The sequence below is a fragment of the Bradyrhizobium sp. IC3195 genome (assembly GCF_020193585.1).
Lineage (GTDB): Bacteria > Pseudomonadota > Alphaproteobacteria > Rhizobiales > Xanthobacteraceae > Bradyrhizobium > Bradyrhizobium yuanmingense.
In genome coordinates, this window is the sequence record NZ_JADYVG010000019.1 from 52,026 (window position 1) to 73,827 (window position 21,802).

Annotated in this window: 21 protein-coding genes and 1 pseudogene; 13 read left to right on the plus strand and 9 right to left on the minus strand. The window is 65.4% G+C overall.

Annotated features, from left to right (window positions below):
- The first annotated feature begins 6 nt into the window (after nt 1–6).
- Together I6F09_RS28185 and I6F09_RS28190 are read left to right on the plus strand one after the other, a co-directional pair.
- Nucleotides 7–713 (plus strand): annotated as a pseudogene (locus I6F09_RS28185) (RibD family protein).
- 9 nt (nt 714–722) lie between these two features.
- Nucleotides 723–1,994: an NAD(P)/FAD-dependent oxidoreductase gene (locus tag I6F09_RS28190; RefSeq protein ID WP_225189554.1), complete on the plus strand. Its 1,272-nt coding sequence runs from the start codon at nt 723–725 to the stop codon at nt 1,992–1,994.
- Between the two features lie 50 nt (nt 1,995–2,044).
- Here I6F09_RS28190 and I6F09_RS28195 read toward each other — a convergent pair whose 3' ends face one another.
- The 5 genes from I6F09_RS28195 to I6F09_RS28215 form a co-directional block, all read right to left on the minus strand.
- The gene (locus I6F09_RS28195; RefSeq protein ID WP_225189555.1) at nt 2,045–2,347 is read right to left on the minus strand and encodes a hypothetical protein; all 303 of its coding nucleotides are present in this window, start codon (nt 2,345–2,347) and stop codon (nt 2,045–2,047) included.
- Between the two features lie 413 nt (nt 2,348–2,760).
- Nucleotides 2,761–3,339, minus strand: coding sequence for a hypothetical protein (locus I6F09_RS28200; RefSeq protein ID WP_225144912.1), 579 nt, complete (start codon nt 3,337–3,339; stop codon nt 2,761–2,763).
- Between the two features lie 251 nt (nt 3,340–3,590).
- On the minus strand, nt 3,591–4,904 hold the full coding sequence (locus I6F09_RS28205) for a tetratricopeptide repeat protein (protein ID WP_225189556.1): 1,314 nt from the start codon (nt 4,902–4,904) through the stop codon (nt 3,591–3,593).
- Between the two features lie 12 nt (nt 4,905–4,916).
- Nucleotides 4,917–5,927 carry an aldo/keto reductase gene (locus I6F09_RS28210; RefSeq protein ID WP_225189557.1) on the minus strand — a complete coding sequence of 337 codons (1,011 nt, stop codon included), beginning with the start codon at nt 5,925–5,927 and terminating at the stop codon, nt 4,917–4,919.
- A gap of 297 nt (nt 5,928–6,224) precedes the next feature.
- Nucleotides 6,225–6,650 (minus strand): PaaI family thioesterase, encoded by a 426-nt coding sequence (locus tag I6F09_RS28215; protein WP_036014328.1) that lies wholly within the window; start codon nt 6,648–6,650, stop codon nt 6,225–6,227.
- Nucleotides 6,651–6,720: 70 nt separating this feature from the next.
- Between I6F09_RS28215 and I6F09_RS28220 the strand changes: the two genes are divergently transcribed.
- Together I6F09_RS28220 and I6F09_RS28225 are read left to right on the plus strand one after the other, a co-directional pair.
- The gene (locus I6F09_RS28220) at nt 6,721–7,347 is read left to right on the plus strand and encodes a CoA pyrophosphatase (RefSeq protein ID WP_225113358.1); all 627 of its coding nucleotides are present in this window, start codon (nt 6,721–6,723) and stop codon (nt 7,345–7,347) included.
- Nucleotides 7,348–7,419: 72 nt separating this feature from the next.
- Nucleotides 7,420–8,637: a hypothetical protein gene (locus tag I6F09_RS28225; RefSeq protein WP_225189558.1), complete on the plus strand. Its 1,218-nt coding sequence runs from the start codon at nt 7,420–7,422 to the stop codon at nt 8,635–8,637.
- 61 nt (nt 8,638–8,698) lie between these two features.
- On the opposite strand, the gene I6F09_RS28230 is transcribed toward I6F09_RS28225, so the two are convergent.
- Nucleotides 8,699–9,004 (minus strand): hypothetical protein, encoded by a 306-nt coding sequence (locus tag I6F09_RS28230; RefSeq protein ID WP_036014324.1) that lies wholly within the window; start codon nt 9,002–9,004, stop codon nt 8,699–8,701.
- 193 nt (nt 9,005–9,197) lie between these two features.
- Here I6F09_RS28230 and I6F09_RS28235 point away from each other — a divergent pair, with 193 nt between their 5' ends.
- The 5 genes from I6F09_RS28235 (at nt 9,198) to I6F09_RS28255 (ending at nt 14,529) form a co-directional block, all read left to right on the plus strand.
- Nucleotides 9,198–9,677: a hypothetical protein gene (locus I6F09_RS28235; protein WP_036014322.1), complete on the plus strand. Its 480-nt coding sequence runs from the start codon at nt 9,198–9,200 to the stop codon at nt 9,675–9,677.
- A 344-nt stretch (nt 9,678–10,021) separates the two neighbouring features.
- Nucleotides 10,022–10,969 carry a TAXI family TRAP transporter solute-binding subunit gene (locus I6F09_RS28240; RefSeq protein ID WP_036039897.1) on the plus strand — a complete coding sequence of 316 codons (948 nt, stop codon included), beginning with the start codon at nt 10,022–10,024 and terminating at the stop codon, nt 10,967–10,969.
- 162 nt (nt 10,970–11,131) lie between these two features.
- A complete protein-coding gene (locus tag I6F09_RS28245) occupies nt 11,132–13,252 on the plus strand; it encodes a TRAP transporter permease (RefSeq protein ID WP_036039900.1) in 2,121 nt (706 codons plus the stop codon).
- Nucleotides 13,213–13,626: a DUF1850 domain-containing protein gene (locus I6F09_RS28250; RefSeq protein WP_225113356.1), complete on the plus strand. Its 414-nt coding sequence runs from the start codon at nt 13,213–13,215 to the stop codon at nt 13,624–13,626. The genes I6F09_RS28245 and I6F09_RS28250 overlap by 40 nt, the downstream gene beginning before the upstream one ends.
- A 96-nt stretch (nt 13,627–13,722) precedes the next feature.
- Entirely contained in the window at nt 13,723–14,529 is an 807-nt protein-coding gene (locus tag I6F09_RS28255; RefSeq protein ID WP_225189559.1) for a glucose 1-dehydrogenase, read from the plus strand.
- A 76-nt stretch (nt 14,530–14,605) separates the two neighbouring features.
- Here I6F09_RS28255 and I6F09_RS37620 read toward each other — a convergent pair whose 3' ends face one another.
- Nucleotides 14,606–14,728, minus strand: coding sequence for a hypothetical protein (locus I6F09_RS37620; RefSeq protein WP_276573876.1), 123 nt, complete (start codon nt 14,726–14,728; stop codon nt 14,606–14,608).
- Between the two features lie 2 nt (nt 14,729–14,730).
- Complete coding sequence (locus tag I6F09_RS28260; protein WP_225189560.1) at nt 14,731–14,940, minus strand: antibiotic biosynthesis monooxygenase; 210 nt, start codon at nt 14,938–14,940, stop codon at nt 14,731–14,733.
- Between the two features lie 151 nt (nt 14,941–15,091).
- Between I6F09_RS28260 and I6F09_RS28265 the strand changes: the two genes are divergently transcribed.
- From I6F09_RS28265 to I6F09_RS28280, 4 genes are all read left to right on the plus strand, one after another.
- Nucleotides 15,092–16,333 carry an FAD-binding protein gene (locus tag I6F09_RS28265; protein WP_036014306.1) on the plus strand — a complete coding sequence of 414 codons (1,242 nt, stop codon included), beginning with the start codon at nt 15,092–15,094 and terminating at the stop codon, nt 16,331–16,333.
- Nucleotides 16,333–17,655, plus strand: a complete 1,323-nt coding sequence (glcF, locus tag I6F09_RS28270; protein WP_225189561.1) for a glycolate oxidase subunit GlcF — start codon at nt 16,333–16,335, stop codon at nt 17,653–17,655. The genes I6F09_RS28265 and glcF overlap by 1 nt, the downstream gene beginning before the upstream one ends.
- Before the next feature lie 85 nt (nt 17,656–17,740).
- Entirely contained in the window at nt 17,741–18,100 is a 360-nt protein-coding gene (locus tag I6F09_RS28275) for a hypothetical protein (RefSeq protein WP_036039910.1), read from the plus strand.
- Nucleotides 18,101–18,532: 432 nt separating this feature from the next.
- Nucleotides 18,533–19,546, plus strand: a complete 1,014-nt coding sequence (locus tag I6F09_RS28280) for a TorF family putative porin (RefSeq protein WP_036027050.1) — start codon at nt 18,533–18,535, stop codon at nt 19,544–19,546.
- Between the two features lie 141 nt (nt 19,547–19,687).
- Here the strand turns inward: I6F09_RS28280 and I6F09_RS28285 are convergent, their stop codons facing one another.
- Nucleotides 19,688–21,439 carry an ABC transporter ATP-binding protein/permease gene (locus tag I6F09_RS28285; protein ID WP_225140499.1) on the minus strand — a complete coding sequence of 584 codons (1,752 nt, stop codon included), beginning with the start codon at nt 21,437–21,439 and terminating at the stop codon, nt 19,688–19,690.
- Between the last annotated feature and the right edge of the window lie 363 nt (nt 21,440–21,802).

Below are 21,802 nucleotides of genomic sequence, written 5' to 3' on the forward strand. Positions count from 1 at the left end.
GATTGCATGAAACCGTATGTCATCTGCCTGATGCACTCCAGCCTCGACGGGCGCACGCATCCCAGCCGCTGGCGTCCGAAGGGCGCGGGCACGGACTGGTTCGAGAAGATCCACGATGAGCTCGCGGCGATGCTTGGGTGATCGGCCGCGTCACGGGTTCGGAGTTCGCCAAGGGCAGGCCCTATCCCTCGACAGACGCGAAATTTCCGCGCGAAAACTGGTTCGCCCGGCGCGACGCGAAGACCTATGGCGTCGTGCTCGATGCCGAGGGCAAGATCGGCTGGGGGCGCGCGGAGATCGGCGGCGATCCGATCGTCGTCGTGCTGACCGAGAACGTCCCGGATTCGCATCTCGCTGGCCTCCGCAGCGAGGGCGTGTCCTACATCTTTGCCGGCAAATCCGAGATCGACCTCGCACTGACGCTGGACATTCTCAGCCGCGAGCTCGGCGTGAAGCGCCTGCTGGTCGAGGGCGGCGGCGTTGCCAACGGCGCGTTCCTGCGCGCCGGCCTCATCGACGAATTCAACCTGATCCTCAGCCCTGCGATCGACGGCGCAAAGGGCGCCCCGTTCGTGTTCGATTCCACCGAGGCGGACAGCGACCGGCGCGCGCCGATCGCCGCGATGACGCTGGAGAGCACGCGCGAGCTCGGCGGCGGCGTCCTGCTGCTGCGCTATCTGATCCAGAACGACCCGCAAGCCGTGAGCCGGTAAGGCGCGGCCATGTCCGATCCGTCCGAGCACATCGTCATCGTCGGCGCCGGCGCGGCCGGCCTGATGGCGGCGCGCGAGCTGGCGCGTGCCGGCAGCAAGGTGACGATCCTGGAGGCGCGCCAGCGCTGCGGCGGCCGCATTCATCCGCTGCCGGCCTCGGAGTTCGGCTATGCCGCCGACGGCGGCGCCGAGTTCGTCCATGGCGAGGCGCCGGTCACACGCGCATTGCTGCGCGAAGCCGGCCTGTCGCTTCAGGAGATGGAAGGCGAGCAGTGGCGCTTTGACGGGACGAAGCTCACGCGCGAGCGCGACGATCCCCATGAAGCGGAGCTTCAGGCCAAGCTGGCGGACTTGAAGGACGACCTCACGGTCGCCGACTTCCTGCGCCGGCATTTTGCAGGCGACAATTACGCGCCGCTGCGCCATTCGATCGAGCGGATGGTCGAAGGCTATGACGCGGCCGATCCCGAACGCGCCTCCACGCTGGCGCTGCGCGCGGAATGGATGGACGGCGGGCACGCTCCGCAGGCGCGCATCGAAGGCGGCTACGGCGCGATGATCGACGTGATGACGGCCGACTGCCGCAGGCACGGCGTCACCATCCGCCTCGGCAGCGTCGTGTCGGCGATTGCGGAGGAGGGCGGCGCGGTGATCGTTCGCTGCGCCGGCGGCGACGTGCACGCCTGCGACCGCATGATCCTCACCGTGCCGCTGCCGCTGCTGCGCGAGATCGCGCTACCGGCAGGCGCGCGTGCCAAGCTGGCTGCTGTCGACGACATCGGCTTTGGCAACGTCATCAAGATCCTGCTGCGCTTCGCGCGGCCATGGTGGCGCGAGCGCAAGGAAGACCTTGCGGACATGACATTCCTGCTCTCGGACGAGGCGATCCCGGTCTGGTGGACGCGCTATCCGGACCAGCATCCCGTGCTGACGGGCTGGTTCGGCGGCCCGCGCACGGCGGAGCTGGAAAGCCTCGACCCGCAAGCATTGATCGATGCCGGGCTCGGCTCGCTCGCCGCAATCTTCGGCCTGCCGCGCGATCACATCGCGCGCGAGCTGGTGGCGTCCGCCGCGAGCAACTGGGCGCATGATCCGTTCGCGCGCGGCGCCTATTCGTGGGCGACGCCGCGCACCCGAGCGGCACAGGCGATCCTCGCGCGTGGCGACGGCTTGGTGCTGTTTTCCGGCGAAGCGCTCTATCGCGGCCGCGACACGGGCACGGTCGAGGCGGCACTGGCGAGCGGCCTGGAGACGGCGAACATGATCCTTCGGGGACAATGAAAAGAGGCCCGCATCTGATGCGGGCCTCTCGTCGCGTGTGTCTCCAGATCTTACCAGCGTCCGCCGCCGAAGCTGAACGTCACGCCGGGGCCTCCGCCGTAATAGCCGTAGGGCCCGCCGCCGTAATAGCCGTGGTGCCGCGGGTAATAGCCGTAGCTCCTGTAATACGGCCGGTAATAGCCGTGATGATGCCGCCAATGATGATGGTGGCGGTAATGCCTGCGGTGCGCGCTGATGTCGGTGGTCTGGCTTTCCTGCGTGGTCTGCTTGGCACTTGTATTGCCGGCCGCGCTCGCCGATCCACCGGCCAACGCCGCAGCACCAAGGGCGATCGCGGCAATGAGATATTTCATGTCATCACTCCAGTTGAAGGTCGTGTGACAACACATGAGTATCCCGCGCGTTCCAGCCACTGCGGGCGTCGAAACGACGCAGATTTTCAGTTCCCCGATGAACGCACGTTAACGTTTGTGAACGAGCGAAGGCCGCGCGATCTATCGTCGCATGAAGAGGCATGGCCTGCGACTCGCGCCCCGAACGCGGCGCAGCGTCTCTTCGACGACGCGGTGCGAGTCCGGGACACGAGAGTGGCGCATGTAGTTTCGCAACTGTCACGGATGCGGATTAGGAAAGCGGTGTCGCTCGGAGAGCGCAGCGAGGATCGCGTCCTTGTCTGCGATGAATGTACGACCGTGATAGCTGAGCGCAGTGCCAGGGCTCCGTGGCATCAGCGCGATCGTACACGTTGACGCCAGCGGACACGGACCTACTTGAACGGGTCCTGGATCGACGGGGCCGACTGGCGGATGCGGCGCACGCTGACCGGCGTGCCGTCGGAGACGAACAGCAGCTCGTATTTGCGGCCCTCGCTATCGGTCGCCGAGCAGGTGACGTCGTTCACCTTTCTGGCGGCGAAGTTGCCGGTCTGCCGGCAGATGCCGGTCGAGGTCTGCTCGGCGGGCACGGGCAGGCCGTCGACCTTGGGGCGGTTCTTGGAGTTGAGCAGCACGCGGTCGATCCGCAGCTCGTAGGAATTGTCGTCGGCGCGCTTGCCGTTCTCGCCGGAGAACGACACCACGTGGCTGTCATCGGAGGGATCGTCGACCGCGACGGCGAAATTGACCCGTCCCGTGTCGCCATGGGCGTAGGCCACCGTCTTGCACGGGAAGGTGCGGCCTGCGACCCTGAACGTCTTGCAGTGGCCGGACATCAGCGCCAGGAGATCGATGAAGGCGTTCGGCCGCGCCGGCGGATTGTTGACCGGAATCGGTTTGGAAGTCTCGGCAAAACAAGGACTTGCCGCAAGCACGAGCAGCGCGGCGAGGACCAATCGGCGAAGGCGCATCGTCGGGCTCATGAGCCAGAGGGCTATGGCGGAAGAGTTCCGCACCATAGCCATCGAGCCGCAAATTGGTTGCGATCCCGTTTGTGCTGCAAATCCCGTCTGGAATACCACCACGGCCACCCCGACGGCGATTCGTTCAAATCGCCCGATCCATCCCGGCGGGCACATGCCATCAGGGCGGTGTTTTTTTCGTGGCATGATCCGGAAAAGTGCGTAGCGATTTTCCGAAAGGCCCATGCTCAAACAATAACCTAACCCATCGCCGCCTGCCAGCGCCTGTCGCGGAAGGAGGGGCGGCGGTGGAGGCGGGCGTCCAGCACGGCGCGGGCGCGGGGCAGCTCACCGCTGCGCATGAGCGCGACGATATAGGTGTCCTCGATCAGCTCGCGCTGGGCGTGGCTGCCGCCGATGCGCACCACCTCGCCTAGCATGGGCGCGAGCATCTGCACGCAAGTCCGGTAATCCTCATCAGTGAAAGCCGCGAGCGCCCGGAAGATCGCCGGCACCACAGGGCCCGCCGGCAGCTTGCCGTCGGCAAGCCGCTGCTCGATCGCCGCAAGGCGGGCGGCGAGCGCTTCGCGATTCTGCGTCGCGGCTGCGAATAGCGCCATGTGGACGTCGGCAAAGGACAGACTCGATTTCGGAAACAGTTTTTGCGCGGCGGCGTCGGCTTCCTGCCACAGCGCCTTCGGTACCGCATGACCGTACATCGACAGGCGCCACAGCAGCGAAGCGCTGTCGGTGATGACGTTGAGCGGCGGCGCCTGCGTGGCAGTGGGCCGAAGCACGTCGGCATAGATCGCGAGCGCCCGCGCCGCATCGCCATGCTCGAGCGCGCCGAGCGCCTGATGCCAACGGATATGGCCGTGGAGGATTCCGGATCGGTCATAAGCCGGCAGCCATTCGTCGACGAGACGATCGGCGTCCTCGGTCGATCCATCCTCGAACATCGCATGCAGCACCGCGTGCGCGGCGTGGGCATTTTCCCGGCGCAGATTGAAGCCGCGCTCGGTGACGGCGCGGCCGCGCGCGACGTCGCCATTCTCCGTCATCGCCCAGCCGGACATCGTGAGGAACCACCAGTCCTCGCCGTAATGCTGCGCGACGTTCTCGCAGAGCTCGTGCCGGGCGCGGTCGTGATCGGCCATGCCGGAGAAGGCGAACAGGCCGAACGCGCCGAGCGGCAGCGACAGCACGACGGCGTCGCGCGGCCATGCGTCGATATGCTTCAGCGTCGATGCGATCGCCTCCGGCAGCCGGCCCTCGATCGCGAGCGCCAGCGTCTCGACATGCGAGCGCTCGCGCTCGCTGCCGCGCTTGGCCACGAGCTCGCGCGCGCGTGCCGCCTTTTGCCGCGCGAGATCGCCCTGCTGGTAGAAGGCATGAACGCGGCCGCGGGCGATGTGGGCCAGCGCGAAATCAGGGTCGGCCGCGATCGCGCGCTCCAGCATCTCCACCGTGCCGGTCCAGCCCGCGAGCATGAGGTCGACGCCGTCGCGATAGGCGGATGCTGCCTCGTGCGAGGTGGTGGAGAGCGGCAGGCCGTAGCGGTCTTGAAGCGCCATCGAAGGCCCCCCTCACGCCGTCCGCGCGCGGCGGCCTTCGATCGGATAGGCCGGGTCGTTATAGCCCGGCGTCGAGGGATGGCCTGGTGTCACCAGGCGGTCGATCAGCGCCTCGTCCTCCGCGGTGAAACGATAATCGAGCGCGCTGATGTAGCCGTCCCATTGCTCCTCGGTGCGGGGACCGGCGATCACCGACGAGACGAAGGCGGAGTTGAGCACCCAGCCGACCGCGAACTGGCCGGCGGTGATGCCTTTCTTCTCGGCGTGAGCCTTGATCTCCTGCGCAAGCTGGAGCGATTCCGGCCGCCATTCGGTCTGCATCATGCGGGTGTCGTTGCGCCCCGCGCGCGTCTCCTTGTCGGGCGCTGCATCCACCCTGTACTTGCCGGTGAGCACGCCGCGCGCAAGCGGGCTATAGGGCACGATGCCGAGGCCGTAATAAGCGCAAGCCGGAAAGTGCTCGACCTCCGGCATGCGGTTCATGGCGTTGTAATAAGGCTGGCTCACCGCGGGCCGGTCGATGCCGAGTCGGTCGCAGATGTTGCAGATCTCGGCGACGCGCCAGGCGCGGTAGTTGGAGACGCCGAAATAGCGCACCTTGCCGGCGTGGATCAGGTCGCTCATGGCGCGCACCGTCTCCTCCAACGGCGAGGCATGGTCTTCCTTGTGCAGATAGTAGATGTCGATGTGATCGGTGCCGAGCCGCATCAAGCTCTCGTCCGCCGCCTGCAACACCCAGCGCCGCGACAGCCCGCCGCGATTGGGATCGTCCCCCATGGGGTTTGCGAGCTTTGTGGCAAGCACCCAGGCACCACGATTGCGCGCGATGGCGCGGCCGACGACCTCCTCGGAGGCACCTTTGGAATAAGCGTCCGCTGTGTCGATGAAATTGATCCCGGAATCGCGTGCCTTGTCGATGATCCGCTTCGACGTGGCCTCATCGGTCGGCCCGCCGAACATCATGGTGCCCAGGCAAATCGGCGAGACCTTGAGGCCGCTGCGGCCGAGCTGGCGGTATTGCATGGGCGAGTCCTCGATGTTGGTGGGCGGCAGCATAGCCAGCAAAGTCCGTCATTGCGAGCGCAGCGAAGCAATCCAGAGATGTGTCCGCGGAGGGATGCTGGATTGCTTCGCTGCGCTCGCAATGACGGTGGGGCACGTTTGCGCCTCACATTCAGTGTCATCGCCCGCGAAGGCGGGCGATCCAGTACGCCGAGACAGTCGTGATCGATCGAGGGGCCGCGACGTACTGGATTCCCCGCCTTCGCGGGGAATGACGGCTGCGGGTGTGGCGCGCAGCAGCGCCGGCCTGATCGCCCGCTACCCCGGCCCCTTCAAGATCTTGAACACGCCGTTCGCCATCACGATGCAGCGGTCGTCCACGGTCACCTCGGTGCTCATGAAGATCAGGCTGCGGGTCGAGCGCACCACGCGCGGGCGGGAGATCAGGGTGTCGCCGATCTGGCCGGCCTCGACGAAATGGGTGTCGAGCTGCACCGTCGCCAAGTACTCCTTGCCGGAGACGTAACGGGCCGTCATGCCGCAGGTGCGATCGGCGAACGTCATCATCACGCCGCCCTGGACCATGCCGCGGCGGTTGTGGTGCTTGTCCTCGGTCGCGAGCGCGAACTCGTAATGGCCGTCGACCTTGCGCTCCCACAACGGGCCGATCAGATGCAGGAAGCCCGTGGTCTCCAGGATGCTCCAGCCCTCTGATTTCAACCTTGCGGCGGCCTTGCTGGTCATGTCGTCGTTCGTCCTTGCAACGCGATGTCTCCTCGTTTCATCAGATGCAGTCCTGGTGTAGTCAAGCATCATGAGAACGTTCGACGATGCCACCAGACGGAATATCGCAGAGGTCTGCGCGGCCTTCGCGCGGCTGCCCGACACAGCCGAGCCGTCGGCGCTGAAGCGCGCCGCGGTGGTGCTGGCGCTAACCGAATCCGACGACGGTGGCGACACCGCCTTCCTGCTCACCAGGCGCGCCTCGCACCTGCGCGCCCATCGCGGCCAATGGGCGCTGCCCGGCGGACGCTGCGATGCCGGCGAGACGCCGGTCGAGGCGGCGCTGCGCGAGCTCGACGAGGAGCTCGCACTCGCGCTGTCAGCCGATGCGGTGCTCGGCCTGCTCGACGATTATCCGACGCGCTCGGGCTATCTGATCACGCCGGTCGTGGTCTGGGCGGCCGACAGTGCTGCGATCCGCCCGAACCCGGACGAGGTCGCCTCCGTCCATCGCATCGCGCTGGCCACGATCGAGCGCGACGATGCCTTCGATTTCACTGAGATCCCCGAGAGCAGCCGCCGCGTGATCCGCTTCCATCATCAGATGAGCCTGATCCATGCCCCGACCGCGGCGCTGATCTACCAGTTCCGCGAGGTGCTGGCGGGGCGGCACACCCGCGTCACCGACCTGGAACAGCCTGTATTCGCCTGGACGTGACGCAAGAGCTTAAAAAAAGAGGTAAACGGCGCGTTAACGCGACGGTTACCGGATGCCTGCTAAGAAGGCAGCATGCATCACTCGATTCGAAACAAATTGGCGCTGGTTCCGCTCGCGCTCGTCCTGATCTCGCCCGCGGCGCGCGGCGCCGAGGCCGACGCGCTGTCGCCCGCCGTTCGCAATGCCAACGCCCAGCTGCTGTCGCAGTTTTTCGCGCAAGGCGGGGGGGCTTCGCCGGCCGTGCTCGAATATCGCCGCAAGCTCGCGGAATATCAGGCCGCGCGCGCCGCCTTCGATGCCGAGGCCGGCGCCTATTGGAGCCAGATCTCGGAGAAGCGGAAGGCCCGCAACGCCAAGCGGCGCAATGGGCAGCAGATCACGCTCGATGATTACGTGCTGGAGCATCCGCCGCTCTATACCGGGCCGAAGAAGCCGGTGAATCCGGAGCCGGAGGAAACGCCGGATCGCCCCGCGAGAAGACCGATCCCCGTGGTCGCCGATTTCCTGCGTGCGGCGCAGGAACTCTACCAGTTCACGCCGCAACGCCCGTCCAGCGAGCTCGAGTTCAAGCGCGCCTATGCGCGCTACGCTCTGGCCCATGGCCTGACGCGCGAGCAGGCGGTGCGGGTCTATTCGTTCGAGACCGGCGGCACCGGCAGTTACGACGTGCAGGCGGGCATCGAGCATGGCGGCAAGCGCGCGATCTCGACCGCGATGGGCTACAACCAGCTGCTCACCACCAACAGCGTCGAGCTGCTCGCCGAGCAGGGCCATGAACTGATCCGCGCGCTGTCCGAGAAGGTGACGCGCACATCTGGACCGGCGCGGCATGCGCTCGAGCACAAGCTCACTGTCCTGAAGAAGATGGTGGCGCACGCGAAGTCGGTGCCCGATACCTGGTCGGAGCACGAGAAGATGGGCGCCACCCCGCAGGGCTGGGCCATGCATGCGATGGTGCTCGACGTCGACATCGGACCGATGCTGCAGACCCACAAGCTGCTGACTTCGGTGCATTTCGCCCGCGCCAAGGGACACTCGCGCCCGCTGTCGGCGGCCGAGCTCGAGATGATGAACCTCACCGGCGACGGCACCGGCCTCGACATGGTGACGATGCCGCAGGCGCTGCGCGAGCGGGTGCCGACCTCGAACTTCTTCCAGCGCGGCGGCTATGAGCGCAACCCAGTCGCGATCCGCCACAACACGGTGGCGAAGCTGCTGGCCGTAACCGACGAGCGCATGGACGTGAACAGCGGCAAACCCGGCGCAAGGGAATTGGCAGGGGCGTTTTAGGAGCGCTCGCTCTTGCCGCATTTTCCGCTGTCATGCCACGCGAAGGCGGGGCATCCAGTGCTTACTGATCCGGCCCGAACTTGAACTTGCCGTCACCCTCCAGATACGGGCCGGTGCGCATGTAGAGCTGGCCGTTCTGGCCGATGAAGAACAGTGTGCCCTTGGGCACCTTCTTGGCGCCCTTCAAGAGCTCGCCGGCGTTGCTGGTGCCCATCTTGTAGGAATAGGTCTTGCCCTCCCTGTCGTAGGCGTAGCCGGTGTCGGTCTTCAGCTCCCAGGGCGTCGCTGCGGTTTGCGCCAATGCGGGCGCTACCAATGCGCCGAGCGCGGCTGCGAGTGCAAATGTCTTGATTGAAAATGCCGTCATCCCATCCTCCCAAGATCGGGACATTCCATGATTGAACAAATCACGAACGATGCGTCCCGGTCAACTTGCGATAGCGCCGCAGCGCATCACGTCTTGCCCAGCAGTTTGTGATTTTCCCTCCGTCCCCTCGCGACTATGTTCCGCTTTCCGTTTAGAACGCAACTCGACAAAAATATTGGTGGGGATGATTCGAATGAACCTAGTCGTCAAAGCCTGCTCGGCTGCCGCGCTGTTGCTCACGGCGCTGGCGCCGGCCGCCCAAGCCGATGACTACCGGCTCAGCCACAACCAGCGGATTTCGTGCAGCCGCGGCCTTGCCCCGGGCAAGCTGAACACGGCGACCTGCAAGTCCTACACCTATCTCTTCAATACCAGGACCTCGGAATATTTCCGCTGCCAGGTCTCCCTGGCGCTGACCCGCGACAACAAGGAAGTCATCAACGTCCAGACCGACGGCGGCTGCACCAAGAAACCGCGCATTTTCGAGACCGACGGCAAGTACGATTTCGACGCCACCGAGACCGAGCCGCCGAACACCAATTCGTTCTTCGGCCCCGGCGGCTATTCGGTCTGGGCCGCCGACGTCGGCGCGCAGAAGGTGCGCGGCTGCATCACCATTTCCTCCGGCCTCGGCTCGGACATCTCCAAATGCCTGGACATGACGTTCCAGTGAGCGAGCGCTCGATAGCCACTGCGTAGACGGTGCGCTCCCTGCCCCGCCTACGGGGGAGGGCTGGGGAGAGGTGTCTCCGCATCGGGACAATCTCCTAGAGGAGAAAACCCTCACCCGCGCCTTCGGCGCGACCTCTCCCGCAAGCGGGAGAGGTGACCGAGCAAGCCGCTCCGACTCGAACCTAACGCGACTCCAGTCCCGCTGCGCCACCTCGCCGCACCGTCCGGTTCCCAAGAACCCAGCGGGAACGGCCCTTTGCCGCAGTCCTGTTTTGCCTTTTGGATGGGTTGACCCGCATCCCTCATCCGGCCAATTTCGCCGCCGGTTTGGGGAGTACAACAACCATGAAACGGACGATTTTCGGCGCAGCCGCGGCTCTGGCTCTGGCGGCGTCGGCACCTTGCGCGCAGGCGCAATCCTTCATCAACGTGCTGACCGGCGGCACCTCCGGCGTCTACTATCCGCTCGGGGTCGCGATCGGAAAGATCTACGGCGACAAGATTCCGAACGTGAAGACGCAGGTGCAGGCCACCAAGGCGTCGGTCGAGAACCTGATCCTGCTGCAGCAGGGCCGCGGCGAGCTGGCGTTCACGCTGGGCGACTCGCTGAAAGCCGCCTGGGAGGGCGAGGAGGAGGCGGGCTTCAAGACCAAGCTCGACAAGCTCCGCACCATCGGCGCGATCTACCCGAACTACATCCAGATCGTCGCGACTGCCGACAGCGGCATCAAGACGCTCGCCGATCTCAAGGGCAAGAGCCTGTCGGTCGGTGCACCGAAGTCGGGCACCGAGCTGAACTCCCGCGCGATCCTGGCCGCTGCCGGCATGAGCTACAAGGAGCTCGGCAAGGTCGAATATCTGCCCTTTGCCGAATCCGTCGATCTCATGAAGAACCGGCAGCTCAACGCCACGCTGCAATCGGCCGGGCTCGGTGTCGCCTCGCTGAAGGACCTCTCGACCTCGAGCCCGATCACGGTGGTGTCGGTGCCGAAGGAGACCGTCGACAAGATCGGCCCGCCCTTCGTGGCGGCGACCATTCCGGCCAACACCTATACCGGCCAGGACAAGGACGTGCCGACTGCGGCCGTGATCAATTATCTGGTCACCAGCTCCGCCGTCTCGGACGATCTCGCCTATCAGATGACCAAGCTGGTCTATGAATCGCTGCCCGAACTCGTCACTGCGCACGCGGCCGGCAAGGAGATCAAGCTCGAGACCGCCGCCACCGGCAGCCCGGTCCCGCTGCACCCCGGCGCGATCCGCTATTACAAGGAAAAGGGGCTGATCAAATAATCAGCTCCTGTCGTCGGACGTCATGGCCGGGCTTGTCCCGGCCATCCACGTTCTGCGGCTGTGCATGGAAGTTTCGTGGATGCCCGGGACAAGCCCGGGCATGACGGCTCGGGACATACCGTGCCAATGCTACAAGCGCTCGACGATTGGGGATGGGCTGAGATGCTGGAAAAGGCAGAGGGGACTGAGATCGCGCCCGACAAGGTCAAGGTCGAGTTCGACAATTTCGAGCATGGCTTCCCAGAAGGCTTCGGCCCGGGCTGGTGGGGCCGGCTCGCCTACTGGATCGGCATCGCGTTCGCGATCTTCCAGCTCTACGTCGCCGCCTTCAACTATCTGCCGAGTCAGGTGGTGCGCGGCGTCCATGTCGGCTTCCTGCTCCTGCTCACCTTCGGCCTCATCGCCAACTTCACCGCGAAGAGCAATTTCGGCCGTGCGCTGGGCTGGGCGATCGGCGCCGCCGGCTTCTACTGCGGTCTCTACCAATGGATCTTCTATGCCGACCTGATCGCGCGCGACGGGGATCCGACCAGGCTCGATCTCGCCGTCGGCACCCTACTCGCGGTGCTGATCTTCGAGGGCACGCGGCGGCTGATGGGCGCGGCGCTGCCGCTGATGTGCGGTGCGTGTCTCGTCTATTGGTTCTTCGGTCAGTACCTGCCGTCGCCGCTCAACCATCGCGGCTATGATTTCGACCAGATCGTCACGCATTTGTCGTTCGGCACCGAAGGCTTTTACGGCGTGCCGGTCTACGTCTCCGCGACCTACATCTTCCTGTTCATCCTGTTCGGCTCGTTCCTGGAGCGCGCCGGCATGATCCAGCTGTTCACCGACGTCTCGCTCGGCCTGTTCGGCCGCACCCGCGGTGGACCTGCCAAGGTCGCGGTGTTCGCCTCGGGCATGATGGGGACCATCTCCGGCTCGGGCGTCGCCAACGTCGTCACCGTCGGCCAGTTCACGATTCCCTTGATGATCAGGTTCGGCTACCGCCGCGCCTTCGCGGCCGGCGTCGAGGCGACGGCCTCGATGGGCGGCCAGATCATGCCGCCGGTGATGGGCGCGGTCGCCTTCATCATGGCCGAGACGCTCGGCGTGCAATATTCGGAGATCGTCAAGGCCGCCGCGATCCCCGCGATCCTCTATTTCGCCTCCGCGTTCTGGATGGTGCATTTGGAAGCCGGCAAGCACGGCCTGGTCGGCATGAAGCGCTCGGAGATCCCGAGCGCCTGGAAGGCGCTGGTGACGCGCTGGTACCTCGTGCTGCCGCTCGCGGCGCTGGTCTACATGCTGTTCGAAGGTTTTACGCCGCTCTATGCCGGCAGCATGGGCCTTGCGCTCACCGTGACGCTGATCCTCGGTACCGCCATCACGACGGGCGCCTCCTCGAACGTGATCCGGACCATCTTCTGGGTCGGGCTCGCGCTCGTCGTCGCGGCATTGTCGCGCGACGGCCTCCAGATCGTGCCGGTCGCGACCGTCGTGGTCGGCCTGATCGTGATCACGGCGTTCGTGCGCGGCGGCTTTGCCGCCTTGCGCGCCTGCCGCGATGCGCTGGCCGAGAGCGCGAAATCCGCCATCACCGTCGGCATGGCCTGCGCGATCGTCGGCGTCATCATCGGCATGATGTCGCAGACCGGCGTCGGCACCATTTTCGGCGGCTGGGTGATCGGGCTCGGCGAGAAGAGCCTGTTCCTGGCGCTGGTCATGACCATGCTGCTGTCGATCCTGCTCGGCACCGGCATCCCGACCATCCCGACCTACATCATCACTGCCGCGCTCGCAGCTCCCGCGCTGGCCAAGCTCGGCGTGCCCTTGATCGCGAGCCACATGTTCGCATTCTATTACGGCATCATGGCCGACCTCTCGCCGCCGGTGGCGCTCGCCGCGCTTGCGGCCGCGCCAATCGCCAAGGAGAACCCGGACAAGATCGGCTGGGAGGCGATGCGCATCGCGCTCGCCGGCTACGTCATTCCCTTCATCTTCGTCTATTCGCCGGCCTTGATGCTGCAGGCCGGCGATCCCATGGCGGCCAAGCTCGGCTTCTACGGCGCGGTGGCGCTGGCGAGCTTGAAGGCGCTGGTGGCGATCGGCCTGTTCGGCATGGCCGCGATCGGCTTCCTGTTCACGCGGCTGACGCTGATCGAGCGCCTGGTCGCGCTCGGCGCCGCGTTCTGCCTGCTCGGCGAATTCCCCTTCAGCGATACTGCGGGCTTCGTGCTCGCCGCCGCGCTGGTGCTGTGGCAATGGCGGCAGCGTCCGCCGGCGCCGGTCGAGGCGGTGTGAGCCTCTGTCTTGCGACAGCGGGCGGCGTGAAAGCGCTGACGCTGTCCGCGTTCACGCTTGTCTGGACGCATTCGATCGCGAAGGTCGAATGGCAGGAAGACTGGCGCCTCACGCCCGCCGGCCTCGAGCTGGTGCAAGCCCGCGTCAAGGGCACCGGCCCCGGCATGGAGCCGCCGGCCGAGGCGCGGCTGGTCGACGGCTGGTTTCAATGGCGGCCGCAGCGTGCGCCGATGCCGGAATTGGTGCTCGGCGATTCCGGCGCGGCCGGAGAATGGCGACTCTGCCATGACGGGACGTGCCGGACATTGTCGGAGATTGTCGGGCATCCCATTGGTGCTAACGTGACCACGTTGAGCGTCTGCAAAGAACCGTAGCCCGGATGGAGCGGAAGCGTAATCCGGGACCACTGCCCCGGATTGCGCTGCGCTCCATCCGGGCTACAAGAAGAACAACAACACGGGAGACACGCGATGGATCGGCTCAAGGGCAAGGTTGCGATGGTGGTGGGGGCCGGCTCGATCGGTCCAGGCTGGGGCAACGGCAAGGCGACCGCGGTGACCTTTGCGCGCGAGGGCGCGCAGGTGTTCTGCGTCGATCGCAACGGTGCCGCGGCCGAGGAGACCGCGAAGATCATCAGCGGCGAGGGCGGCAAGGCGACGGCGTTCACGGCCGACGTGTCGCGCGCGAGCGAGATCGAGGCGATGGTCGCGGCGTGCCTCAAGGCCTATGGCCGCATCGACGTGCTCGACAACAATGTCGGCATCGCCGAGATGGGAAGCGTGGTGGAGGTGAGCGAAGACAGCTGGGACCGCGTCTTCAGCGTCAACCTCAAGAGCGCCTATCTCGCCATGAAGCACGTGATCCCTGTTATGGTGAAGCAGGGCGGCGGCTCGATCATCAACATCTCCTCGATCGCCTCGATCCGCCACATGGGCATCTCCTACGTTACCTACGGCGCCTCGAAAGCGGCGATGAACCAGATGACGCGCACCACAGCGATCGAGTTCGCGCGCCATCACGTCCGGGTCAACGCGATCCTGCCCGGCCTGATGAAGACGCCGATGGTCGAGCACTCCGCCGGCCTCGCCGCCAGCTACGCCAAGGGCGATGTCGAGGCGATGTGGCGCGCGCGGGACGCCCAGGTGCCGATGGGCCATATGGGCGATGCATTCGACGTCGCCAACGCCGCGCTGTTCCTGGCCTCGGACGAGTCGAAATACGTGACGGGCATCGAGCTCGTTGTCGACGGCGGAATCACGTGCAAGGCCGGGGCTTGATCAGCCCCAGCTTGCACGCAGCCCGCCGCTGCGAGTCATAGTCGATAGCCCTGTCTTGCAAGAAGGAGCAGATCATTCACAGCAAGGCGTATTGCGCGCGTTCGCGCCTGGCCAGCAGCGGCAGCGCCTGTTCCGCGATGTAGCTCTTGAAATGCGCGCTCTCCTGGTGCGCCCTAAAGGCGGCTTCGTCGCGGAACAACTCTAGAACAGGAACTGGGCCGGATTGTCCTTGGCGCGCGAGATCAGGAACAGCTTGACGCCTGGCTCGCGCTGCGCCTGAGGGAGGAAGCCGCGCAGGATTTCAGCAATGCGGTCGACCTCTTCGGCCTTTGCTTCCCATTGCGCCACGACGAGAAGTCCGCCGCCGATGGCCGGGTGGCCGGTCTGTTGATTCATTGCCTGTTCGGTCATGATGGAGCTCCCTGAGAATGCTCCATTCGATAGCGCGGCTCTGGGCGACAATGGTTCGATGAAGATCGTAGTGCGGATGTCGCCGAACGGCCCGACGTTCCGTCGCGGGTCGAATTGATTTCCTGCGCGAATTTCGCTACCGCCTTTTCCCGTGGATACGCTCAAGGTCAGAGACGCCAAAGACGTCGAAGAGGTGGTGCGCGCGGCGATCGCGAGCGAGCAGCCGCTCGAGATCATCGGCCATGGCGGCAAGCGCGGCATCGGCCACGCCATGGCGACCAACGCCGTGCTCGACGTCTCCGCACTCAATGCCGTCACCGCCTACGAGCCGAACGAGCTCATCATCACGCTCCAGGCCGGCGCGCCGCTGGCCGACGTGTTGGCGCTGATCGACGCCAAGAACCAGCAATTCGCCTTCGAGCCTGTAAACACCGCCCCGCTGCTCGGCACGACGGCAACAGGCACCATCGGCGGCATGATCGCGGCAGGGCTCGCCGGGCCGCGGCGGATCCGGGCGGGCGGAGCGCGCGACCACCTGCTCGGCGCGCATGCCGTCTCGGGTTTCGGCGACAGCTTCAAGACCGGCGGCAAGGTGGTGAAGAACGTCACCGGCTACGACCTCTGCAAGCTGCTGGCGGGGTCCTGGGGCACGCTGTCGGTGATGACCGAGGTCACGCTCAAGGTGATGCCCAAGCCCGAGGCCGAGCGGACGCTGTTGCTGCGCGGGTTAGATGATGCCGCCGCCAACAAGGCCATGACTGCGGCGCTGGGCTCGCCCTTCGACGTCTCCGCCGCCGCGCATCTGCCGAAATCCGCACTCCGGGCCGGGACCGAGGGGCTGGGCGACATTGCGGGCCAAGGCGAGGCCGAGGCGCTGACCGTGCTGCGGCTCGAGGGCATCACCGCGTCCGCTGCGCACCGCGCCGGCTCGCTGCGCCAATTGCTGGCGCCGTTTGGAACCGCGACGCTGATCGAGGACGTGGCATCCGCGGCCCTGTGGAGCGCGATCCGCGACGTGCTGCCGTTCGCGGCGAGCGGCGCGCTCGGCGCCTGGCCGGTCTGGCGGATCGTCTGCCCGCCGGCCTCGGGCGCGGCGCTGGGCACGCAGCTGGCGCGCGAGACGGGGGGCGATGTGATCTACGATTGGGGCGGCGGCCTGATCTGGGCGGCGCTCCCGCCGAAGCCGGACGCGCATGCCCCGGCGGTGCGTGCGCACGCGAACGCGGCCGGCGGGCATGCCACGCTGATCCGGGCGACTGATGATGTCAGGCGCGAGGTCGACGTGTTCCATCCGCAGGCGCCGGGGATTGCCGCGCTGAGCGAGCGGGTGCGCGCCAGCTTCGATCCGAAGATCATTCTCAACCGGGGGCGGCTCACGCGGAGCGCTGGCTGATGAAGACCGAATTCTCACTCGCGCAGCTCGCCGACCCCGATATCGCGGAAGCCGACAAGATCCTGCGCGCCTGCGTCCATTGCGGCTTCTGCACCGCAACCTGCCCGACCTATGTGCTGCTCGGCGACGAGCTCGATAGCCCGCGCGGCCGCATCTATCTGATCAAGGAGATGCTGGAGAAGGACCAGGCGCCGACCGCCGACGTGGTCAAGCATATCGACCGTTGCCTGTCGTGCCTTGCCTGCATGACGACCTGCCCCTCGGGCGTGAACTACATGCACCTGGTCGACCAGGCCCGGGTGCAAATCGAGCAGCGCTATCGGCGGCCGCTGACCGAGCGGCTGCTGCGCCAGGTGCTGGCCTTCGTCCTGCCGGACCCGCAGCGCTTTCGCGTCAGTATGTGGCTGGCGCGGCTCGCCCGTCCGCTCGGCGTCTTGCTGCCGACACCCCGGCCTGCGGCGACGCCGGGCTTGATCCAGCGCATCAAGGCGATGCTGGCGCTGGCGCCGGACCGGCTGCCGCCCGCAGGGCCCGCCGCCGGCAGCGTGTTCGCGGCGCTGGGCAAGAAGCGCGGCCGTGTGGCACTGCTCCAGGGCTGCGCCCAGCAGGTGCTGGCGCCGCGCATCAACCAGGCCGCCATCAGTCTCCTGACCCGCCACGGCATCGAGGTCGTCCTTGTCAGGGACGAGCAGTGCTGTGGCGCGCTGACCCATCACCTCGGCAACGACGAGGATGCGCTGGCACGGGCTCGCGCCAACGTGGCGGCGTGGCGGAAGGAAATGGCCGGCGAGGGGCTCGATGCCATCCTGGTGACGACCTCCGGCTGCGGCACGGTGATCAAGGATTACGGCTATCTCCTGCGCGAGGACACAGCGTTCGCGGCCGATGCTGCGAGGGTCTCGGCGCTCGCCAAGGACATCACCGAATACGTCGCCGGCCTCGAGCTTGCGACGGCGGCGCGAGCGGACGACATCGTCATCGCCTATCACTCCGCGTGTTCGTTGCAGCATGGACAGAAAATCACAGGGCTTCCGAAAGAATTGCTTTCCAAGAATGGATTCGTGGTGAAAGATGTGCCCGAGAGCCATTTGTGTTGCGGTTCGGCGGGGACCTACAACATTCTCCAGCCCGAGCTTGCGGGTCGGTTGCGTGATCGCAAGGTCGCCAACATCGCGAGCGTCAAGCCGGACATGATTGCCGCGGGCAATATCGGCTGCATGGTGCAGATTGCCAGTGGCACGTCAGTTCCGGTCGTACACACGATTGAGCTTCTCGATTGGGCGACGGGCGGGGCGCGGCCGGCACTGAACGCGCAGGTTTGAGCTTTCAGGAGCCCGAACTGTCCTCCCGAGGTGACGACTGAAGACGCCCGATCAAGCATTGTTCGGCGGCAACAGGAGGACCACGATGGCGAAAGCGAAGAAGAAGAAAAGCAAGAAGGCCAAAAAGGCCAAGAAGGCCGTAGCGGCGAAGAAATCCGCGAAGAAGGCGACGAAGAAGAAGGCGGCCAAGAAGACCGCCAAGAAGTCTGCCAAGAAATCTGCCAAGAAGGCCGCCCCGAAGAAGGCTGCCAAGACGACCGCAAAGAAGTCGGCGGCCAAGAAGGCTGCTCCGAAGAAGGCCGCGAAGAAGGCGGCACCGAAGAAGGCGAAGGCAGCGCCTGCTCCGAAGCCGTCGGCACCGGCGGAGACCCCCGCGCCCGCCGAGACAAGCTGGGCGATGCCTTCGTCTTCTGCGGAAGCGGCGCCGGCCGAGGGGCAGGGGTAGGAAGGCTCATCGCCTTCGGACTGTCACTCGCGACTGTTACTCGGGATTGTTACTTGGGATTGTAACGAGAAGGCCGCGGCACCCCGGTGCTGCGGCCTTTTTGCATCGCGGAAGCCGCCCCTGGCGCCTGGCGCTCCGGGCCCACCCTGATTCGTAGCGAAGGTGTCACGCCGCTTGGCGATCCCCGGGTTTACACGGGTCTGCACTGCACCTTGGAATGCAAATAATGTGATCGAGAAGCCACACAGCCTGACAACCTTTCGTGAATTCGTCAAAACGCCTAAAAAGTCGGCAGATGCCCGTGCTTTTTGCTTCACGGTTCCTGTCCATCGATCCAAATTGCCGCAGTGACGCAATTTTGCAGGTAGGCCGCATGCCCCGGGGGGCTTCCGGGGGCGACTGCTAAGTAAGAACGGGTAGATGGGGATCGAAATGAAAAAAGTGGCTTTGTTGGCAACGGCGCTGGCAATGGTGACGACGGGTTCGGCGTTCGCGGCAGATCTGCGCGTGAAGGCATTGAAAGCCCCGCCGCCCCCGGCGTTCGATCCTTGGGATATCGCCTTCGGCGGCGGCATCATGAGCGATTACGTCTTCCGCGGCATCACCCAGTCGAACCATAAGCCGGCCGTCACGGCCTATTTCGAGCCTCGCTACAACGTCACCAAGGACTTGCAGCTCTACGTCGGTACGTCCGCCTCGAGCATCTCCTTCCCGAACCGCGCTGCGGCGGAAGTCGACTTCTACGGCGGTATCCGCCCGACCTTCGGCATGTTCGCCTTCGACTTCGGTCTCTGGGGCTACCTCTATCCGGGCGGACAATGCTTCGGCTCGCAGTACACATTGGCTCAGGGCAATTGTGGCGGCGACATCGATTACTCGCAGGGCGCAATCGGCCTTCCGATCAACGGCAACTTCGCCAAGAAGGACGCCAGCTTCTTCGAAGCCTATGCCAAGCTGAACGTCGTCATCAACGACCAGTGGACGGTCGGCTTCAACGAGTATTACTCGCCGAACTTCCTGAATCTCGGCGCCTGGGGCAATTACGCCTCGATCACCGCCAAGTGGACCGCCCCGAGCACGATCTTCGGTGCCAGCGGCGTCGGCATGTATGTGTCGGGTGAGTTCGGCCGGCAGTGGTTCGGCACTTCCGACATCTTCTACGGCATCGCGGGCGATCCGGTTTATGCGAACGGCATCAAGGAGCCGAGCTACAACACCTGGAACGTCGGCGTCGGCTTCACCTACAAGGTGTTCACGCTCGATCTGCGCTATCACGACACCGACCTGAACAAGGGCGACTGCAACGCCTTGACCAGCGATCACACCGCGAAGTTCACCGGAAGCTTCACCCCCATCAACCCGGGCGGTTTCGGCTCCAACTGGTGCAGCGCGGCCGGCGTGGCCAAGCTCTCGTTCGACCTGACGGCGATGAGCAATCTGAAGTAAGCTTCTTCCCGAAACGACTTCAAAAGGGCGGTAGGGCAACCTGCCGCCCTTTTGCTTTTCTCCACGCCGTCATGGCCGGACATGACGCGTGTATGGAGTGACGACTCGAACTTGATGATCAGCGGCTACCCAGCGCTCGCCTCAGCGCGCGGCGCTCGGCTCCGCCGCAGTCCGCTCGCCGCCGACGACGTGGATCGCACCGTCCTTCACCAGCGCCACCTTGCGGGTGTGGAAGGCATCGAGCGTCGAGCGGTGGCCGATCGAGACGATGGTGGCCTGCGGCAGTCTCTCCGCCAGCAGCCGGTAGAGCCGGGCTTCCGACGGCTCGTCGAGCGAGGCGGTGGCTTCGTCCAGGAACAGATAGTCGGGCGCATGCAGCAGCGCGCGCGCAAGCCCGAGACGCTGCTGCTCGCCGAGCGAGAGCATCCTGTTCCAGTGGCCGTCCTCGTCCAGCCTCTCGGCGAGATCGGGCAGCCCGACCGCGATCAGGGCCTCGCGGACCTGCGCGGCGTCGAACGCGCCCGGCGCTGCCGGATAGACCACGGCATCGCGCAACACACCGACCGAGAAATAGGGCCGCTGCGGCAGCATCATCAGCTTTGCCTTTTCCGGGACCACAACCGTGCCGGTGCCGAACGGCCAGATGCCGGCGATGGCCCGGAACAGCGTGGACTTGCCGGAGCCGGACGGTCCGGTCACCAGCACGCGCTCCGAGGCCTGAATGGTGAAGGCCTTGGCGGCCACCAGCGGCGTGCCGTTGGGCAGGTTCACGCAGAGCTGCTCGAGGTCGATATGGCGGCCGGCGACCTCCAGCGCGATGGCAGGCTCATGTGCCGGCAGATTGACCGCCGAGGCGACCGACATCTCGAAGCCATCGAGACGGGCAACCACCGCACGCCATTCGGCCAGGGATCGGTAGGCGCTCACGAAGAAGGACAGGGCCTTCTGCACGCTGCCGAAGGCGGAGCCGGTCTGCACCATCCCTCCAAGTTGAATCTTACCGGCAAAATAGGCAGGCGCGGTGAGGATGAAGGGGAAGATCACGGCGGCTTGGGAATAGCTCGCCGTGAAAGCAGTCAGACGCTTGGTCCGGCTCATGATCGCGTACCAATTGCCGACGACATAGCCGTAGCGGTGCAGCAGTCGTTCGCGTTCGGCGCCTTCGCCCTTGAGCAGTGCGATCTGTTCGGAGTTCTCGCGCACGCGGACGAGGTTGAAGCGGAAGTCGGCCTCGTAGCGCTGCTGCTCGAAATTGAGATTGACCAGAGGCGAACCGATCCAGTGCGTGAGCGCGGTGCCGAAGATCGCGTAGACGAGCGCCGCCCACACCAAATAGCCGGGGATGGGAAAGTCGAGGCCCGAGATATGCAGCGGTGCCGCGTTCGACAGCCCCCACAGAATGACCACGAACGAGAGCAGCGTGACGATCGAGGAGAGCAGCCCGATGCCGATATTGAGAGTCTGCTCGACGAAACTCCTGACGTCGTCGGTGATGCGTTGGTCCGGGTTGTCGGCCGCATCGCCCTTGAGCTGCATCCGATAGTGGGTCGCGCTATTCAGCCATTCGGCCAGATAGTGACGCGTCAGCCATTGCCGCCAGCGAATCTGGAGCCACTGATTGAGATAGAGCTGGTAGACGGAAAGCGCGACGCTGGCGCTCGCGAGCAATGTGAAGACGCCCAGCTCCCAGACGAAGCCGTTCCAGTCGCGCTCCTGGAGATAGTTGTAGAAGCGGCTGTACCATTGGTTCACGAGCACATCGATGGCGACCAGCAGCAGTTCGATCACGATCACCGCGGCGAGCAGGCCGCGGCCGGCCCATTTGTCCTCTGATCGGAAATAAGGGATGGCGATTCGCCAGACGATCGCGAGCGTGGCGCGGATGTTGTTCACAGAGCTGGATCTCCTCAGGGGATGTGCACGATGCCCAGAGCCAAATAGCTGAGGCGATGGCGGAAATGGGCGCGCTTAGACGAAAGTCGCAAGTTCTGCAATTTGCGTTGGATTGTCGCAGCCAGCAACCCTAGCATGGTGCCCGCCGGTGCGGGGCAGGGTGCTCCGGGATTTCGCGACCTTGTGAGCGGACGGGAACCGCCGGATGCGCGAGAACTTCGCGCCGCGGCTGCAACTGGCTGCCGATCGCTTTCTCGTTCGGCGTGGTCTTCGAAGGCGCCCCGGGCTTCGCCATGCCGGTGCGCCTGCATCGACCATGCGCGAACCTTCTCAACGCCCCCGCCGTCTCATAGAAGGTGCGGC

What these genes read in the sequence shown, in the direction of transcription:
- I6F09_RS28250 (WP_225113356.1), top strand. Translation starts at nt 13,213, where the DNA reads ATGGCGGCAGCGTCCGCCGGCGCCGGTCGAGGCGGTGTGAGCCTCTGT.
- I6F09_RS28245 (WP_036039900.1), top strand. Translation starts at nt 11,132, where the DNA reads ATGCTGGAAAAGGCAGAGGGGACTGAGATCGCGCCCGACAAGGTCAAG.
- glcF (WP_225189561.1), top strand. Translation starts at nt 16,333, where the DNA reads ATGAAGACCGAATTCTCACTCGCGCAGCTCGCCGACCCCGATATCGCG.
- I6F09_RS28210 (WP_225189557.1), bottom strand. Translation starts at nt 5,927, where the DNA reads ATGCAATACCGCCAGCTCGGCCGCAGCGGCCTCAAGGTCTCGCCGATT.
- I6F09_RS28255 (WP_225189559.1), top strand. Translation starts at nt 13,723, where the DNA reads ATGGATCGGCTCAAGGGCAAGGTTGCGATGGTGGTGGGGGCCGGCTCG.
- I6F09_RS28205 (WP_225189556.1), bottom strand. Translation starts at nt 4,904, where the DNA reads ATGGCGCTTCAAGACCGCTACGGCCTGCCGCTCTCCACCACCTCGCAC.
- I6F09_RS28235 (WP_036014322.1), top strand. Translation starts at nt 9,198, where the DNA reads ATGAACCTAGTCGTCAAAGCCTGCTCGGCTGCCGCGCTGTTGCTCACG.
- I6F09_RS28230 (WP_036014324.1), bottom strand. Translation starts at nt 9,004, where the DNA reads ATGACGGCATTTTCAATCAAGACATTTGCACTCGCAGCCGCGCTCGGC.
- I6F09_RS28195 (WP_225189555.1), bottom strand. Translation starts at nt 2,347, where the DNA reads ATGAAATATCTCATTGCCGCGATCGCCCTTGGTGCTGCGGCGTTGGCC.
- I6F09_RS28200 (WP_225144912.1), bottom strand. Translation starts at nt 3,339, where the DNA reads ATGCGCCTTCGCCGATTGGTCCTCGCCGCGCTGCTCGTGCTTGCGGCA.
- I6F09_RS28215 (WP_036014328.1), bottom strand. Translation starts at nt 6,650, where the DNA reads ATGACCAGCAAGGCCGCCGCAAGGTTGAAATCAGAGGGCTGGAGCATC.
- I6F09_RS28260 (WP_225189560.1), bottom strand. Translation starts at nt 14,940, where the DNA reads ATGACCGAACAGGCAATGAATCAACAGACCGGCCACCCGGCCATCGGC.
- I6F09_RS28190 (WP_225189554.1), top strand. Translation starts at nt 723, where the DNA reads ATGTCCGATCCGTCCGAGCACATCGTCATCGTCGGCGCCGGCGCGGCC.
- I6F09_RS28280 (WP_036027050.1), top strand. Translation starts at nt 18,533, where the DNA reads ATGAAAAAAGTGGCTTTGTTGGCAACGGCGCTGGCAATGGTGACGACG.
- I6F09_RS28275 (WP_036039910.1), top strand. Translation starts at nt 17,741, where the DNA reads ATGGCGAAAGCGAAGAAGAAGAAAAGCAAGAAGGCCAAAAAGGCCAAG.
- I6F09_RS28220 (WP_225113358.1), top strand. Translation starts at nt 6,721, where the DNA reads ATGAGAACGTTCGACGATGCCACCAGACGGAATATCGCAGAGGTCTGC.
- I6F09_RS28225 (WP_225189558.1), top strand. Translation starts at nt 7,420, where the DNA reads ATGCATCACTCGATTCGAAACAAATTGGCGCTGGTTCCGCTCGCGCTC.
- I6F09_RS28240 (WP_036039897.1), top strand. Translation starts at nt 10,022, where the DNA reads ATGAAACGGACGATTTTCGGCGCAGCCGCGGCTCTGGCTCTGGCGGCG.